This window comes from Nocardioides sp. CCNWLW216, assembly GCF_037120545.1.
GTDB classification, from domain to species: Bacteria; Actinomycetota; Actinomycetes; order Propionibacteriales; family Nocardioidaceae; genus Nocardioides; species Nocardioides lianchengensis.
Genome location: NZ_JBBBBJ010000001.1, coordinates 273,674 through 288,598, shown reverse-complemented (window position 1 = coordinate 288,598; position 14,925 = coordinate 273,674). Strand labels below are relative to the sequence as shown.

14 protein-coding genes are annotated in these 14,925 nt (G+C 68.2%); 13 read left to right on the top strand and 1 reads right to left on the bottom strand.

Annotated elements, in window-relative coordinates:
• The first annotated feature begins 29 nt into the window (after positions 1 to 29).
• The 10 genes from V7S47_RS01295 (at position 30) to V7S47_RS01250 (ending at position 10,595) form a co-directional block, all read left to right on the top strand.
• Positions 30 to 2,318 (top strand): helicase C-terminal domain-containing protein, encoded by a 2,289-nt coding sequence (locus tag V7S47_RS01295; protein WP_336559925.1) that lies wholly within the window; start codon positions 30 to 32, stop codon positions 2,316 to 2,318.
• Between the two features lie 11 nt (positions 2,319 to 2,329).
• The gene (locus tag V7S47_RS01290) at positions 2,330 to 2,860 is read left to right on the top strand and encodes a CGNR zinc finger domain-containing protein (protein WP_336559924.1); all 531 of its coding nucleotides are present in this window, start codon (positions 2,330 to 2,332) and stop codon (positions 2,858 to 2,860) included.
• Positions 2,861 to 2,955: 95 nt separating this feature from the next.
• On the top strand, positions 2,956 to 4,596 hold the full coding sequence (locus V7S47_RS01285; RefSeq protein WP_336559923.1) for a DNA repair helicase XPB: 1,641 nt from the start codon (positions 2,956 to 2,958) through the stop codon (positions 4,594 to 4,596).
• Positions 4,593 to 5,039: a hypothetical protein gene (locus V7S47_RS01280; RefSeq protein ID WP_336559922.1), complete on the top strand. Its 447-nt coding sequence runs from the start codon at positions 4,593 to 4,595 to the stop codon at positions 5,037 to 5,039. Before V7S47_RS01285 ends, V7S47_RS01280 begins: the two co-directional genes overlap by 4 nt.
• Positions 5,040 to 5,139: 100 nt before the next feature.
• The gene (locus V7S47_RS01275; RefSeq protein ID WP_336559921.1) at positions 5,140 to 5,772 is read left to right on the top strand and encodes a hypothetical protein; all 633 of its coding nucleotides are present in this window, start codon (positions 5,140 to 5,142) and stop codon (positions 5,770 to 5,772) included.
• Positions 5,769 to 6,395: a hypothetical protein gene (locus V7S47_RS01270; protein ID WP_336559920.1), complete on the top strand. Its 627-nt coding sequence runs from the start codon at positions 5,769 to 5,771 to the stop codon at positions 6,393 to 6,395. The genes V7S47_RS01275 and V7S47_RS01270 overlap by 4 nt, the downstream gene beginning before the upstream one ends.
• Positions 6,396 to 6,492: 97 nt before the next feature.
• Complete coding sequence (locus V7S47_RS01265) at positions 6,493 to 6,963, top strand: RtcB family protein (protein WP_336559919.1); 471 nt, start codon at positions 6,493 to 6,495, stop codon at positions 6,961 to 6,963.
• 262 nt (positions 6,964 to 7,225) lie between these two features.
• A complete protein-coding gene (locus tag V7S47_RS01260; RefSeq protein WP_336559918.1) occupies positions 7,226 to 7,645 on the top strand; it encodes a hypothetical protein in 420 nt (139 codons plus the stop codon).
• A 771-nt stretch (positions 7,646 to 8,416) separates the two neighbouring features.
• Positions 8,417 to 9,493: a tyrosine-type recombinase/integrase gene (locus V7S47_RS01255; protein WP_336559917.1), complete on the top strand. Its 1,077-nt coding sequence runs from the start codon at positions 8,417 to 8,419 to the stop codon at positions 9,491 to 9,493.
• Positions 9,494 to 9,614: 121 nt separating this feature from the next.
• Positions 9,615 to 10,595, top strand: a complete 981-nt coding sequence (locus V7S47_RS01250) for an EcsC family protein (RefSeq protein WP_336559916.1) — start codon at positions 9,615 to 9,617, stop codon at positions 10,593 to 10,595.
• A gap of 42 nt (positions 10,596 to 10,637) precedes the next feature.
• Here V7S47_RS01250 and V7S47_RS01245 read toward each other — a convergent pair whose 3' ends face one another.
• Positions 10,638 to 11,723: a hypothetical protein gene (locus tag V7S47_RS01245; protein ID WP_336559915.1), complete on the bottom strand. Its 1,086-nt coding sequence runs from the start codon at positions 11,721 to 11,723 to the stop codon at positions 10,638 to 10,640.
• 298 nt (positions 11,724 to 12,021) lie between these two features.
• On the opposite strand from V7S47_RS01245, the gene V7S47_RS01240 reads away from it, so the two are divergent.
• From V7S47_RS01240 to V7S47_RS01230, 3 genes are read left to right on the top strand one after another with little or no spacing between them, the layout of a single operon-like run.
• Entirely contained in the window at positions 12,022 to 13,362 is a 1,341-nt protein-coding gene (locus tag V7S47_RS01240; protein WP_336559914.1) for a DUF4365 domain-containing protein, read from the top strand.
• Complete coding sequence (locus V7S47_RS01235; RefSeq protein WP_336559913.1) at positions 13,359 to 14,558, top strand: argonaute/piwi family protein; 1,200 nt, start codon at positions 13,359 to 13,361, stop codon at positions 14,556 to 14,558. Before V7S47_RS01240 ends, V7S47_RS01235 begins: the two co-directional genes overlap by 4 nt.
• A 15-nt stretch (positions 14,559 to 14,573) precedes the next feature.
• Positions 14,574 to 14,795, top strand: a complete 222-nt coding sequence (locus V7S47_RS01230; RefSeq protein ID WP_336559912.1) for a hypothetical protein — start codon at positions 14,574 to 14,576, stop codon at positions 14,793 to 14,795.
• Positions 14,796 to 14,925 lie beyond the last annotated feature (130 nt).

Genomic DNA, 14,925 nt, shown 5'->3' with positions numbered 1-14,925 from the left:
GCGCCCGCGGGGTCGGTAGCGTGGGAATGATGTCCGGACACCCTTCGCCCGCCGAGGACCCCGACGCGGGGTACCGCTCGCTCGCCGACCAGCTGCGCGCCTGGCCGGACGAACGACTCGCCCGGCTGCTGTCCGACCGTCCGGATCTCGCCACCCCTGCCCCTCACGACTCCGGTCAGCTGGCGTCCAGGGCCGCCGTCCGATCCTCGTTGCTCCGTGCGCTCGACCAGCTGACCCGGGTCGAGCTCTGCGTCCTAGATGCCCTCGTCGTCCTCGGCCAAACCACGCCGGAGGCGCTGCCCGCGGTGGTGTACGCGGAGCCGGCCACGGTCGCGACCGCGCTGGCCCGGCTGGAGGCGCTCGCCCTGGTGTGGCGGAGCACCTCCGGGCTGCGTCCGCTCTCCGGCGTGCCGGAGAGCCTGAGCGGCGGACCGGGGTCGAGCGGCCTGCAGAAGGTCTCGCCCGATCCGCTGCCCGCGGCCGAGGTGGACCGGCGCATCGGCCAGCTCTCCGACCCGGCCCGCGCCCTCCTCGATCACGTCGCGGCCCATGGCGGCGAGGCGACCACGGGCACCTCCCGCCACCACGTGACGCCCGAGGACGCCGAGACGCCCGCGGAGGAGCTGCTCTCGCGCGGCCTGCTGGTCCCCCGCTCCGGCGGCGTCGTCGTGCTGCCGGGTGAGGTGGGCCTGGTGCTGCGCGGCGGCCGGACCACGACCGAACCGGTCGACGTCGTCCCCGGGCTGGTGACCTCCGAGCGGTCGGCGACCGTGGTCGACCGGGCGGCGGCGGGAGCCGCCTTCGACGCCGTACGACGGGTGGAGCTGCTGCTCGACCACTGGGGCACCCACCCGCCGGGCGCGCTGCGCAGCGGTGGGCTCGGCGTGCGAGACCTGAAGGCGACGTCGGTGCACCTGCAGGTCGACGAACCGGCCGCGGCGCTGATCGTCGAGACCGCGTACGCCGCCGGGCTGGTCGCGACCGCCGCCGATCCGGACGGCAACCCGGTCTGGGTCCCGACCGACGCGTACGACGCCTGGTCGGCCCAGCCGCCGGCCGAGCGGTGGGCGACCCTGGTCCGGGCCTGGCTGTCGTCGCCGCGGATGCCGGGGCTGGTCGGGCAGCGCGACACGGCCGGCAAGCCGTGGAACGCGCTGGCCCCGGAGCTCACCGGCATCCACCAGGTCGAGAGCCGGCGGATGGCGCTGGAGGCGCTCGCGGACCTGCCCGCGGGGTCGGTCCTGGCGACCGGCACCGGCACCCCGTCGCTGGTCGCCCTGGTCGCGTGGCGCCGGCCGCGGCGACCGCGCACCCGCGCCGACCAGCTGGTCTGGGCGGTCACCGAGGCGTCGGTCCTGGGCGTGGCGGGGCTGGGCGCGCTGGCGTCGTACGGCCGGGCGCTGGTGGCGGGCGAGGACCCGGTCCCGGGGCTGGCCGGGCTGCTGCCCGAGCCGGTCGACCACGTGCTGCTGCAGGCCGACCTGACCGCGGTCGCGCCCGGCCCGCTGGAGTCCGGGCTGGCCCGCACGCTCGCGCTGGTCGCCGATGTCGAGTCGCGCGGCGGCGCCACGACGTACCGCTTCACGCCGGGGTCGGTACGCCGCGCCCTCGACACCGGGTGGACCGCCGCCGAGCTGCACGCCTTCCTCGCCTCGGTGTCGCGGACGCCGGTGCCGCAGCCGCTCGCCTACCTCGTCGACGACACCTCACGCACCTTCGGCACGATCCGGGTCGGGCACGCCGAGGCGTTCCTGCGGGCCGACGACGAGACCGCGCTGACCGAGCTGCTGCACCACCCCAAGGCCGGGTCGCTGGGGCTACGACGGCTGGCGCCCACGGTGCTGATCAGCAGCACCCCGATCGACGTCCTGCTGCCGCGGCTGCGCGAGCTCGGGGCGGCGCCGGTCGTCGAGGCCCCGGACGGCACCGTGCGCGTCACCCGTCCCGACCTGCTGCGCGCCCGCACCCCGCGCGAGCACCGGCGCGGGGCGGGCGCGGCGGCGGCCCGTTCGACGGCCGTGGTCGCGGCGGTCGTGACCGCCATCAGGTCCGGCGACCGGGCCGCCCTGGCGCGTCCGTCGTCGGCCGGATCGCTCACCCCGAGCGGCTCGCTGGCCGCGCTGCGCGAGGCGGTGGAGAGCCGCTCGACGGTGCTGATCGGCTACGTCGACAACCACGGCACGGCGACCGAGCGGATCGTCGACCCGATCTCCGTGGAGGGTGGCCAGCTCACCGCCCACGACCACCGCTCGGACGACGTACGGTCCTTCGCGGTGCACCGGATCTCGGTCGTGAAACCGGTTGCCGGGTCTTCCTAGACTTCGTCGTCGTGGACGTCATCCGGTACGCCGAGCAGTCGGCCGCGTTGCTGAACGCGGAGATCGACGGCGTCGACGCGCTCGTGGCGCACCTGGGTGAGCGCGCGTGGCTGCACGCGCAGGCCAGCGACCGTGACTGCATGCTGCTGCGGAAGTTCCAGCGCGAGCTGCGGCCGGTCTTCGAGGCGGCCGCCGCCGACGACGCGGCCGGCGTCGTCGACGGGATCAACGAGCTGCTCGTGCGGCACCCGCTCACCCCGCAGATCACCGGCCACGCGCCGGACGAGGGGCACCTGCACCTGCACGCCGCCGCCCGCGGCGCCTCGGTGGCCGAGCTGCTCGTCGGGGAGTCCCTGCTCGGCCTGGCCACCCTGGTCTGTGACCTCGGCCCGTCCCGCCTCGGCGCCTGCGACGCCGCCCCGTGCACGAACGTCTATGTCGACACCTCCCCCAACGCCTCGCGCCGCTACTGCTCCGAGCGGTGCTCCTCGCGCGCCAACGTCGCGGCGTACCGGGCGCGGCAGCGGGCCGTCGCTGGTTGAGGCGTCACGCGTCTCACCGGGTCTCGTGGCTCGGGACTTCGTCCCTCGCACCGCAACCAGCGTCGGGCGTCGGGGGGCCTCCGTAGACTTGTCCGGTGAACGACGGACCCCTGATCGTCCAGTCCGACAAGACCCTCCTCCTCGAGATCGACCACGAGCGCGCGCAGGACTGCCGCAAGGCGATCGCGCCGTTCGCGGAGCTGGAGCGCTCCCCCGAGCACATCCACACCTATCGGCTGACGCCGCTCGGCCTCTGGAACGCGCGCGCCGCGGGCCACGACGCCGAGCAGGTGGTCGACACGCTGCTGGAGTACAGCCGGTACGCCGTGCCGCACGCGCTGCTCGTCGACGTCGCCGAGACGATGGCCCGCTACGGGCGGCTGCGGCTGGAGAAGCACCCGGTGCACGGGCTGACCCTGGCCAGCACCGACCGGCCGGTGCTGGAGGAGGTGCTGCGGGCCAAGAAGGTGCAGGGCATGCTCGGCGCCCGCATCGACGACGACACCGTGGTCGTGCACGCCTCCGAGCGCGGCAACCTGAAGCAGGCGCTGCTGAAGCTGGGCTGGCCGGCCGAGGACTTCGCCGGGTACGTCGACGGCGAGGCGCACCCGATCGACCTGGCCCAGGACGGCTGGACGCTGCGCGACTACCAGCGCGACGCGGCCGACTCGTTCTGGCACGGCGGCTCGGGCGTCGTCGTACTCCCGTGCGGAGCCGGCAAGACCATCGTCGGGGCGGCGGCGATGGCGCACGCGCAGGCCACGACGCTGATCCTCGTGACCAACACGGTCAGCGCGCGGCAGTGGAAGGACGAGCTGGTCCGGCGCACCTCGCTGACCGAGGACGAGATCGGCGAGTACTCCGGCGCCGTCAAGGAGATCCGCCCGGTCACGATCGCGACGTACCAGGTGCTGACGCTGAAGCGGAAGGGCGCCTACCCGCACCTCGAGCTGCTCGACGCCCGCGACTGGGGCCTCATCGTCTACGACGAGGTGCACCTGCTCCCGGCGCCGATCTTCCGGATGACCGCCGACCTGCAGGCGCGCCGGCGGATCGGCCTGACCGCGACGCTGGTGCGCGAGGACGGCCGCGAGGGCGACGTGTTCTCCCTGATCGGCCCCAAGCGGTACGACGCCCCCTGGAAGGACATCGAGTCGCAGGGCTGGATCGCGCCCGCCGACTGCGTGGAGGTGCGGGTGACGCTGCCGAACGACGAGCGGATCGTCTACGCGACCTCCGAGCCGGAGGAGCGCTACCGGATCGCCTCCTGCACCGCCGAGAAGACCCGGGTCGTCCAGGACCTGGTCGCGCAGCACGCCGACCAGCCGACGCTGGTGATCGGGCAGTACCTCGAGCAGCTCGACGAGCTCGCCGCCGCGCTCGACGCCCCGGTCATCAAGGGCGACACCAGCGTGAAGGAGCGCCAGCGTCTGTACGACGCGTTCCGCTCCGGCGAGGAGAGGCTGCTGGTGGTCTCCAAGGTCGCCAACTTCTCCATCGACCTGCCCGACGCCGAGGTGGCCATCCAGGTCTCCGGGTCGTTCGGGTCCCGGCAGGAGGAGGCGCAGCGGCTCGGCCGGTTGCTCCGCCCCGGACACGACGGCAAGGTGGCCCGCTTCTACACCGTCGTCTCCCGCGACACCGTCGACGCCGACTTCGCCCAGAACCGGCAGCGGTTCCTGGCCGAGCAGGGGTACGCCTACCGGATCGTCGATGCGGAAGACTTGCCCGCGTGAGCCTGCCTCCCCCGCCGCCCGGTCCGCCCCCCTCGCAGCCGTCCTCGCAGCCGCCCCCGGCCCAGGCCCCGGCCGGGTGGGTCGCCCTGACGCTGCAGGGCAGCGTGATGACCAGCAACATGATCGCGCCGAAGGTACGGATGAACGGCCACCCGGTGCCGGCGTCGTACGGCCAGAACCCGATCCTGGTCCACCCCGGCCGGATCCGGGTCGACATCAGCTGCCAGTGGCTGCGCGAGTACGGCCAGGCGACCCTCGACATCGACGTGGCGCCCGGCCAGACCGTCCCGGTCTTCTACGCCGCCCCGCTGCACCAGTTCACCCGCGGCCGGATCGGCCACGAGAAGCAGCCACGGCCGGGCGTGGTCGGTCTGGTCGTCACCCTGCTCCTCATCCTCGCGTTCGTCGTCGCGGTCGTCGCGGCCGCGGTCGTCGCCGGCTGAGACTCGCGTCTCGATCCACCGGACGTTCGGTGAATCGCCAGCGGGGAGCGCCGCCGGTCCTTAACCTTCGGGGTTCGACCCCACCCCGGAAGGACCCCCCGTGCCCCTCCCCCGCCGGCGCACCCGCGTCGCCCTGCTCGCCGCCGCCCTGACCCTGCTCACCGCGCCGGTCGCCACCGCCGGCTCGGCGCACGCCGGCACCTGGTCGCACGAGGACGCGCGCGGCGACGTCGTCCGGATCGGCATCGCCGACGACAAGCCGACCGGCGAGGTCGATCCCGACGAGGCGACGACCGACATCACGAAGTTCACCGTCAAGCACGCCCCGCGCAAGGTGGTCATCACGCTGAAGATCCGGGACCTCCGCAGCGGTGACAGCGCGCTGATCGGCCGCATCGTGACGCCTCGGACGGCGTACGACGTCTCGGTGTTCCGCACGAGCGACATGCGGATCTTCAGCCTCAGCGAGGGCCGGCGCGCGACCGACGTGCCGTGCCGCGGGAAGAAACAGTCCTTCGACACCAAGCGCGACCGGGTCACGCTCACGTTCCCCCGGGTCTGCCTCGGCAACCCGAAGTGGGTCCGGGCCGGCGCCGGCTTCCTCCGCGGCAACCTGCTGAGCGGCGACGAGACCACGACCGTCACTCTCGACGAGGCGCTGCGCACGGGCAGCGAGGAGGCCGCGGCCAGCGACGCCCCGCTGAAGGTCGGCAAGAAGGTCCGGGTCGGGTGAGGCGCGCCGCCGTACTCCTGAGCGCGCTGGCGCTGCTCGCGACGCCGGTCGTCACGGCCGGCAGCGCGGCGGCGGAGACCTGGACGCACCGCGACGCTCGGGGCGACGTCGTCGACGTGCCGTACGACGACGACCTGACCAAGATCACCGCCAACCCGGACGACGTGGCCGCCGACATCACCCGCCTGAGCGTGCGACACGGCACCCGTCGCGTGACGGTGACGCTGGGTCTGCGTGACCTGCGGACCGGGGGCACCGGCGTGGGGGTCCGACTGGTGACCCCACGCGGGGACTTCACGCTCACGGCTTTCGCGGTCGACGGTCTCCGCATGCACTTCTTCCAGGAGACGGCGAAGTCCGACTCGGACGAGGAGGTGGCGTGCCGTGGCGACCGGGTCCGCCTCCAGCCGCGCCACGACCGGGTGCGGGTCTCGATCCCGCGTACCTGCCTCGGCGAGCCGCGCTGGGTCCGGGCCGGCGGCATCTTCATGCACGGCATCGAGCGCGCCGTCGCGGAGGAGGGCCCCTTCCAGGTGGACGAAGCCCTGCACACCGGCATGACCCGGGAGTTCGTGGAGGGTGACGCCTACCCCGTCGCCCGCCGCAAGGTCCGCGTGAGCTGACCAGCACACTCAAAACCCGTCGAGCAAGGCGTTTCCGGGCACCTACCTTCGGCAGTCGTCGGCCGCCCGGCCGACGACTGCCAGCAAGGAAAGGACCATGGAGCAGATCACCAAGAAGCTCATCAGCTGGGCTTCGATCCTCGAGGAGGGCACGCGCCAGCAGGCGGTGACGGCGTCGACGATGCCGTTCATCCACCCGCACCTCGCGCTGATGCCCGACGCCCACCTGGGACGGGGGGCGACCGTCGGGTCGGTCATCCCCACGCTCGGCGCGATCATGCCGGCCGCCGTCGGCGTCGACATCGGCTGCGGCATGATCGCCGTGCGCACCCAGCTCACCCGCGACAAGCTGCCCGCCGAGCGGCGCAGCCTGCGCGAGGCCGTCGAGCGGGCCATCCCGCTCTCCGCCGGCGTCAGCAACCGGACGATCAGCCGCGACCACACGCGGGTGCGGCTGGAGGAGCTGACCCGACGCGCCGAGCAGGCCGGCTTCGACCCCGCGTCGTACGCCGGGCGCTGGGAGCTGCAGTTGGGCACGCTGGGGTCGGGCAACCACTTCCACCCCTGACCCCCGCACTGTCAACCATGACCCTAGGGCCGCTGCGAGGCAACAACCATGTGGGCGGCGGGATGACCTTGGAGCGGCACGACGACGACTCCTTCGACCCTTCGGGCTGAGTCCACGGATCCCAGAACGACGTGACGCGTTGCAGACCGGATGGGATGCACCGAACTCGTTCGTTGAGACCAGCAGACACCTCTTGAGATTTCGATGACTAGGACATATATGTTCTGCTCGTCGAGGTTGAGCCGCAAGGAGAGTGGTTTTCGTGAACGAGCCCGTCTGCACATGCTGGCGGTTCCCGACGACCGACGGTCAAGTCCTCCCACTGCGGGCCGCCTCCTTGCAGCACGATGTTCAGATCACTCTTCACAGCGGCGAAGTCGTACAGGGTTGGTCATACGGCGCGGAGACAGTCACCCTTCCCCAAGGATCGACGACACTCGTCGTCGAGGTCGAGCCGCAGGATGGGTCGGACGTCATCGCTCTCAGACCTGAGCAGATCGCAACGGTCACGCCAGTCGGCGGACACACCGAACGAGAGTCGTTCCTGGATGCCCTATCTGCACTCATCGACCACGTCCGCGTCGGCAAGCCAACCGAACACATGCACCTGGTGGCGGCGGACCACGAGACGATCGAAGTGACCGTGACTCGGCGCGGTCACAGTTGCTCGCCACCTTCCTGACGGCACGGGCATACCTCGCGCATAACGCGAGGTTCCCGACCCGCCCCGACCTGGCGAGTCAACTATCGAGTCGAAGGCCCTCGACCAGGGTCGCCGGATTCACCTCCAACGCGAAAATGGCGTCACTGAAGCCGCCATCGACGTGCAAGGCGTAGGCCCGACGAGCCTCAGGACAACGCTCGATAGACGGGCGGGGGACTCACGTGGCTAACAACACACTCATGCGAAGGACTTCTACAATGACCGACCCCGGTGCAGACCCCATGCCTGCTCAACTCGCTTCCGCCGATGGGTCGTATTCGCCGAATCCGGTTGTTCCCACCACCGAGATGGTCGCCCGGGCCTGGCACGCACTGAGCGATGAGGCTATAGGGGGAGTTGCGTTCGATGGTCCCGACTGCACCTGCCGCAACTACGCCCCGCACGTGAGGTCAGTCCTCGATCTCTTCTCCGGACGTCCCACCCCTGAACCCGAAGGTCTTGGTTCGGTTGTCCTCAACCCGTTCACTGGCGGCATTTGGGTCCGGGCAGCGCATCCCACACTGCCCTGGCATGACCCAACGGCGGCGTCATCGCAGCAGTGGACCGACCCCACCTGCGAGGACTGGTTCGACTGGGGCGACCTACCGCGTCCCCTCGTTGTCCAAAGCACAGGTTGGACACCGCCGCGATCAGGATCCTGACGCGCAGAACCGTGACCGCACTCCCAGCCCCGATCCGGACTGCGAGGCGCGGAACTCATGAGGCAACCATCAAACCCAGGGAAGTTCATTGGCGAGTGTTAGTAGACGGCCAAACGGCCGCTGGCGAGCGCGGTTCCGGGACGCGGACGGCCGCGAACACGCCCGGCACTTCATCGACGAGGGGGACGCGCACCGATGGCTCAACGGCGTAGCAACCTCAATTGAGTCCGGGAAACACTTCGGAACGGCCGACGGACGGATCACCTTCCAAGCCTTCGCGGAGGCGTGGCGGGCCATGCGTCTGCACCGGGCTAGCAGCGCCGCACACGTCGAGACCATGCTCCGCCGCCACGTCTACCCAAGCCTCGGATCGAGACGACTCGATTCGATTGTCCACACCGACATCCAACGGTGGGTTCAGACGCTCAGCGAGGTGTTGGCCGGGTCCACGCTCCGAGTAGTACACGGCATCGTCTCCTCGATCTTCCGTGCCGCCGTGAACGATCGAAGAGTCCTATCTAACCCTTGTGACCACACGAGGCTCCCGCAGCGGGAGAGACGACTCGTGGTGCCGCTACGAACCGAACAAGTCGTGCGGCTACGCGACGCCGTCCCCAGCGGTCTCCGGACACTCGTCACGGTTACCGCCGGAACCGGCATGCGACAGGGAGAGGTCTTTGGGATAACTCGCGACCGGCTACGCCTCGGCGGCGAAGACCCGGTCGTCATCGTTGACCGCCAACTCCGCACGCTCCCCGGACCCACCACCGCCTTCGGTCCGCCCAAGACATCAACCAGCCGCCGAATCATCCCCCTCCCACAGGTGGTGGTCGAAGCACTCGACCACCACATCCGGCTGCACGACGTCGCCGACGACGGCCTAATCTTCACTCTCGGCGGCCAACCCATCACCCGGCAGGCGTTCGGACACCTGTGGCGACCCGCAGCCAAGACTGCCGGACTCAATGCTCTGACTGGCACTGGCATGCACGCGCTCCGTCACTACTACGCGTCGTTGCTCATCAGGTATGGCGAGTCAGCCAAGACGGTCCAAGCGCGCCTCGGGCACTCTTCGCCCAGCGAGACGCTCGAGACGTACGCCCACCTATGGCACGACTCGAACGATCGCACCCGGCTAGCGGTCGACACCGAACTGCGCCTGTGAAGGGGTGCCGCATGACCTGAGAGCATGGCCGCAAGGCCAGTTATCTGGCGGAAAGCAACAATGCACACTGCTCTCCTCGAACGCGCGTCGGGTGTCGGCATCCTGTGCTTACCTATCGCTCATGACCGCCGACGGCGCACCTGGGATGTCTCGCTACGAGGCGCAAGCATGGGTTGAACTCAACGACTATTGGACGAAGAAGGTTGAACGTCGCGGCCTCCCACCGAAGGTGTCTAGCGCCGTGGGATCTACGTCTGCCACGGTGAAGAGCGTTGCGAGCGCAACCGGCGGGTTTGTTCGCGACATCACGCCCCAGCCGGTCAAGAATGCGGGCGGGGTCGTTCTCGACCGGACCCTTGAACCCACGGTGCGCGCCGTTGTCGGGCTGCTCGAACTTGTCACCGAGACCGTTCAAGAACTTAGCGACGCCGAGAAGGTGCTCGCGCATCACCGGGCCAACGGTCACGACATCGAGACGATGGCTGACCTTCGCACGCTAGACCTCGAGCAACTCGACACCGTCACTCGCAAACTCGCCTGGCGCTCCCGACTTACCGGTGCGGTGGAAGGCGGGGCCATGGGAGCACTCACTTTCGTCCCGGTCGCAGGCACCGTCGCCGCCATCGGCGCGGACCTGGTCGTCATGCACGCTCTCTCCACAGCCATCGCGACCCGCGCCGCCCACGCATATGGCGTCGATCCCAGCAGTGACGACGAACGTCATCACCTTGAACGGATGCTACGCAAAGCCTGGACCGCCCAAGCGCCCAAGGCGGGCACCGTCAAGAGTGCCAGTGACGCCTTTCAAGCCGGAGCGGGACGAGTCCGATGGAGCGACAAGTTCCGCAACGACCACCGCATTGCCCACGCTCTTGAGAGCCTGATGAAGCAGATGGGCAACGGCAATCACGTGCCCATCGAAAAAGTTGTCAGCAAGATGCCCGCCATCGCCGTGGTTACTGCAGCCGGTACCAACAGCACCGTCCTAGGCTCCCTCGCCAAGACTTCAGTCCGCTATGGACAGACCCTTCACCTCGCCAGGAAGCACGACCTTCCACTCCCAGCCAGCCTGAACCAGGGACCGACACAGTTACCGGCCTAGCGGCGCGATGGCTCCGCGTCCCTCAACCTCCTCACAAGGGACCTACGGGACGTCGATGCTGTCGCCGTCCTGCTCGACCACCTCTACGGCGAGGGCGTCGACGGCAGCGATAACTGCCTTGACCTGCGCCAAGAGTGCTATCTCGACCGCCTCTCGCTCAGCGCCCAACGGGAGGGCGAGGGGCACTAGGACGTCGTTTGCCTGCTGGCGAGCGTGGTGCCCAATCCCTGCCTCTGTCAGTGCTTGCGACGTCAACGCCATCTCCTGAGTGGTCTTCAGACTCACCTGAGCCCACGCGGGTCCGGGACCGTGCTCGTCCCACCAGTTCAGCCAGGTGCCGACCCACATCGACTTGCCCGAGGGCGTGGTGATGTGTCGACCGAAGCCTCCGTCAGCGCTGCCGTTGCGGACCTTCTTCGACGACGCGCGCGAGCACACTGCCTTGATGACCTCGGTAAGGGACTGAAGTTGACGACCCACACGGGGTGGGAGGTCCTCCTGCATCACCGGGATCCATCCAGTGCTGGTCCGCCACTTCACCAGTCCGGCGATCTGCGCCAATTCGGCAGCGCCGCCCCTATCCCCATCGAGCGAAAGGTCGCTACTCAGGCGATTCAACAGCGACTCCCACGACACCACTGCGAGCACATGATTAGTTGTGCCGAGAGGCATTGACGCGACTCCGGCTTCCTCGGCCCCGTCAGGCAGGACGGTGGGCGCGAGTGCTCCACCTGGTGTCACCGAGATGATGCTCCAGAGGTTCCGCATCCGGTCGCGGGGAACCAGGAACACCAGTGCGGCAGGCGTCCCCGCAGTCAGTTTCCCGACATACGCGCCACTGACCTGCGCCTTCGTGAGTGCGGCATCGAACTTCGCCTCAACAACCAGCCGGGTACCTGTCGTGTCAGATGCGACGAGGTCCGGCCGTCCCTCCACATCGGGCACGATGTCCTGCCCGGTAAACCTCAACCCGGTCGTAGTTGTCCCCGGACACAGTTCGGACAGCAGATTAGACATAGAGGACGCAGCCGCCTTCGAGGTTGCACACAGGTGCACCAGAGCGTCCGTGGCCACCGGCTCGGGTTGCAGTTTGCGGGAGGCCACGATCGTCGCAAGGAGGTTGCTCACTTCTCGGATGCTTCCACGAAGCCTCGTCCTCGTCTCCCGAACTGCAGGTACGAGGGCACACATACGCGAAACGGCGTGATTACCAAAGTCAGAGTGCCGCGCCTGCGCCCTCTCTATCGCCACTCCAGGCCCAGTTGCGTCGTTAGTTTCAATCAGCCCACCGTTCTGCTTCTAGGCGACGTCAGCGCTTCGGCTTCGCCGCTCTGCATTGGCGACCGGGCTCGAAGCGCGCCGGACTGTCGGTGCGATCAGTCAGGATGAGCACCTAGACATGGACTCTGCGGAAGATGATGTCACCGTGACCCTCGGCAAGATGATCGACGACAACACCCATAAAGGCGATGCCGGTATCGCGCTCATCCACCGTCGCGTCAGCCAAATGGACCAGGTCTGGCATGAACGCACCATCGACCCCGGTATCGACGGCACCATCGAACTTCGCGACCCGGACACCGGCGAGATGAGCAACCAGCACATCTTTGTGCAGAGCAAGGCCAGCGATCGGTTCCCCGGTGAGACCGACACCAAGTTTCATTACATCTGCAAGGCGCGAGACGTCGACTACTGGATGAAGGCCGGGCACAACCCCGTCATCCTCGTCTGCTCTCATCCCGAGACAGGCGAAGCCTGGTGGGCCCACATCCAGTCCTGGTTCGCCGATCCGGCCCGCCGCGCCGCGCTCAGAGTCGACTTCGACAAGGCGACCCAGAGATTCGACAAGGACACCCCGCCCCGCCTATTCGCCGTGGCAGATCCCCACGGCAAAGCACACACGCCCGTCGCCGACCAGCGTGCGGAAACGCTAGTCAGCAACCTCCTAGCGGTGGAGTTCCCGGACTCATTCTTCAGTGCGCAGGCATCGACCTCGTCGGTCGGGGCCATATACGCCGCTCAACGGGCCTCGCCCTACTCGGTGCGCAACGACTTCGTTCTGAGCCACGGCCGCATCTACGCCTGGGACCAGATCGCCGGAACCGGCCTCGTGCGTTCCACCGAGACCGCAGCCCTGCGCACACCGACCGGTGAACTCGCGGGCGGCAACCCGGACGAACGCCGTCTCTTCGTACGCCTCCTCGGAGCCGCACTCCAACATGACCTACGGGACACGTGCCGCTGGAACAACGGCCGCAAGTTCCTGCACTACAGACCCACCCCAGACCTGTCCGAGCGCAAGGTCCTCAGCGCATCTGGCAGTAAGCGGATCGCCTTCAAGGGCTTCTACCAGCGTAAAGACGACCCGACTCGCCATCAGTTCTACCGGCACGCAGCCGTCCACTACAACTTTCTCGAGATCGGCGGCCACTGGTTCTGCGAACTGAGGCCAAACTACTTCTTCACTAGTGACGGCTATAAGGAGAGCGCCTTCGCCGACGACTACCTCAGCAAGATGAAACGGCTTGAACGCAACTCCGCCGTCCTAGGCGAAACCCAACTCTGGGCAGGCATCATCCGAGGCAACACCGAGACCCCTCAACTGAGCCTCCTCGACGACGACCAGTCCGACGACCGAATCCTCTCTTTCGGACCACTCGTCACCTTCGACGTCGACCGGGGCATCGACGACAAAGACTGGCTACCGCCCGGCGGGATCGACACGAACCCTGACCAGATGGCGCTCGACTTCGAGGACTTGGAATGAAAATCACGATCCTCGACGAACCCACCCTCGAGTTCGCTCACGGCGGTCATCACATTGACCCACGACACGGCATCGACTTTTACGGCCCGGCCGACCTTGACGACACCGCCGTCCGAGTCATCCGCGTCGGCATCATCGGCCCCCAAGCCTCCATCGACGGCGTCAAACGATGGCTCGACACCTGCCGCAGTAGCATCTCCGCCAAGAAGAGCCACCTCGGGCACCTCTACATGCCCTTCCCGGGCTTCGACACCGACCGCGCCTTCCGCTCCACCATCATCTGGAACAGCCGTCTCGAACGACCCATCGCTAAGCGCGACCTCGACACCCTCGACGGAGCCAGCCCCCTCACTGCAGCCCAAGCCGCCGTCGACATCTACGACCGCGAACTCGAGGCCCTGCATGAAGAACCAAACTGCGACGTCGTCATCGTCTGTCGCCCCGACAACCTCATCGACACCGGCACGCGCACTCGACGAGGTAAGTCAGGCGAGGATGCTTCCGCGCCCCTACCCGCTGGGCACGGCGACTTCCACTCACTTCTGAAAGCCCGCTCCCTTCGCTACAGCCAGCCCATCCAACTCATCCGCAGATCCACCTGGGATCCGACCTTCAAGGACCCCAAAGCCGCTGAGGTCAGGGTCAAACAGGACGAGGCCACCCGCGCGTGGAACCTCCACACCGCCCTCTACTACAAGGCTGGAGGCGTCCCCTGGCGACTCCCGCGCGACCCGCGCGACCTCGCCAGTTGCTACGTGGGAGTTGCCTTCTACGGCACTCAAGAGCATGAGACACTCGAAACGAGCGTCGCGCAGGTCTTCAATCAGCGAGGCGACGGCGTCATCGTCCGTGGCGGACAGGCCCGGATCTCCAAGATCGACCGGCAGCCACATCTCACCGAGGACGACGCACATCGACTACTGCGCGACTCCCTCGAGAAGTACCGCCGCGAACACAAACAGAGCCCCGCAAGGATTGTGCTCCACAAGACTTCCGCGTTCACCGACGAAGAGGCTGCCGGGTTCCGCGCCGCCGCCAACGAGCAGTACATCGACATCCTCGAACTCATCTGGCTCAGCCGATCCGAGCACCTACGTCTCTTCCGCAAGGGTCAACAGCCGCCGCTGCGTGGGACCCTCATGACGCTCGACGACCACCGACACGTCCTTTACACGCGCGGTAGCGTGCCCTTCTAGAAGACCTACCCCGGCATGTACATCCCGCAACCAGTCGGCATGCGGCTCCACATGGTCGAAACCAGCCCTGAAGACCTCGCCGCCGAACTGCTGTCTTTGACCAAGATGAACTGGAACGCCACCCAACTCGACGGACGCGAGCCAATCACCCTGCGCACCGCTGACAAGGTCGGCGAGATCCTCCGTCATCTAGGCCCCACCGATCTCCCAGCGTCGCGATACGCCTTCTACATGTAGATCGAGGCGTCTCGGGGCGCGACAACGGTTGCCACCGGCGGTGGCTGCCGCTAGACCCTCCAGGTCCGCGGGTTCGAGGGTGCCCAAAGCGGCGCGAGGGTGTACTGGGCCTTCTCGCGGGGCTGCGCGG

Coding starts and splice junctions, on each gene's coding strand:
- V7S47_RS01235 (WP_336559913.1), top strand. CDS start 13,359: ATGAAAATCACGATCCTCGACGAACCCACCCTCGAGTTCGCTCACGGC.
- V7S47_RS01250 (WP_336559916.1), top strand. CDS start 9,615: ATGACCGCCGACGGCGCACCTGGGATGTCTCGCTACGAGGCGCAAGCA.
- V7S47_RS01230 (WP_336559912.1), top strand. CDS start 14,574: ATGTACATCCCGCAACCAGTCGGCATGCGGCTCCACATGGTCGAAACC.
- V7S47_RS01265 (WP_336559919.1), top strand. CDS start 6,493: ATGGAGCAGATCACCAAGAAGCTCATCAGCTGGGCTTCGATCCTCGAG.
- V7S47_RS01295 (WP_336559925.1), top strand. CDS start 30: ATGTCCGGACACCCTTCGCCCGCCGAGGACCCCGACGCGGGGTACCGC.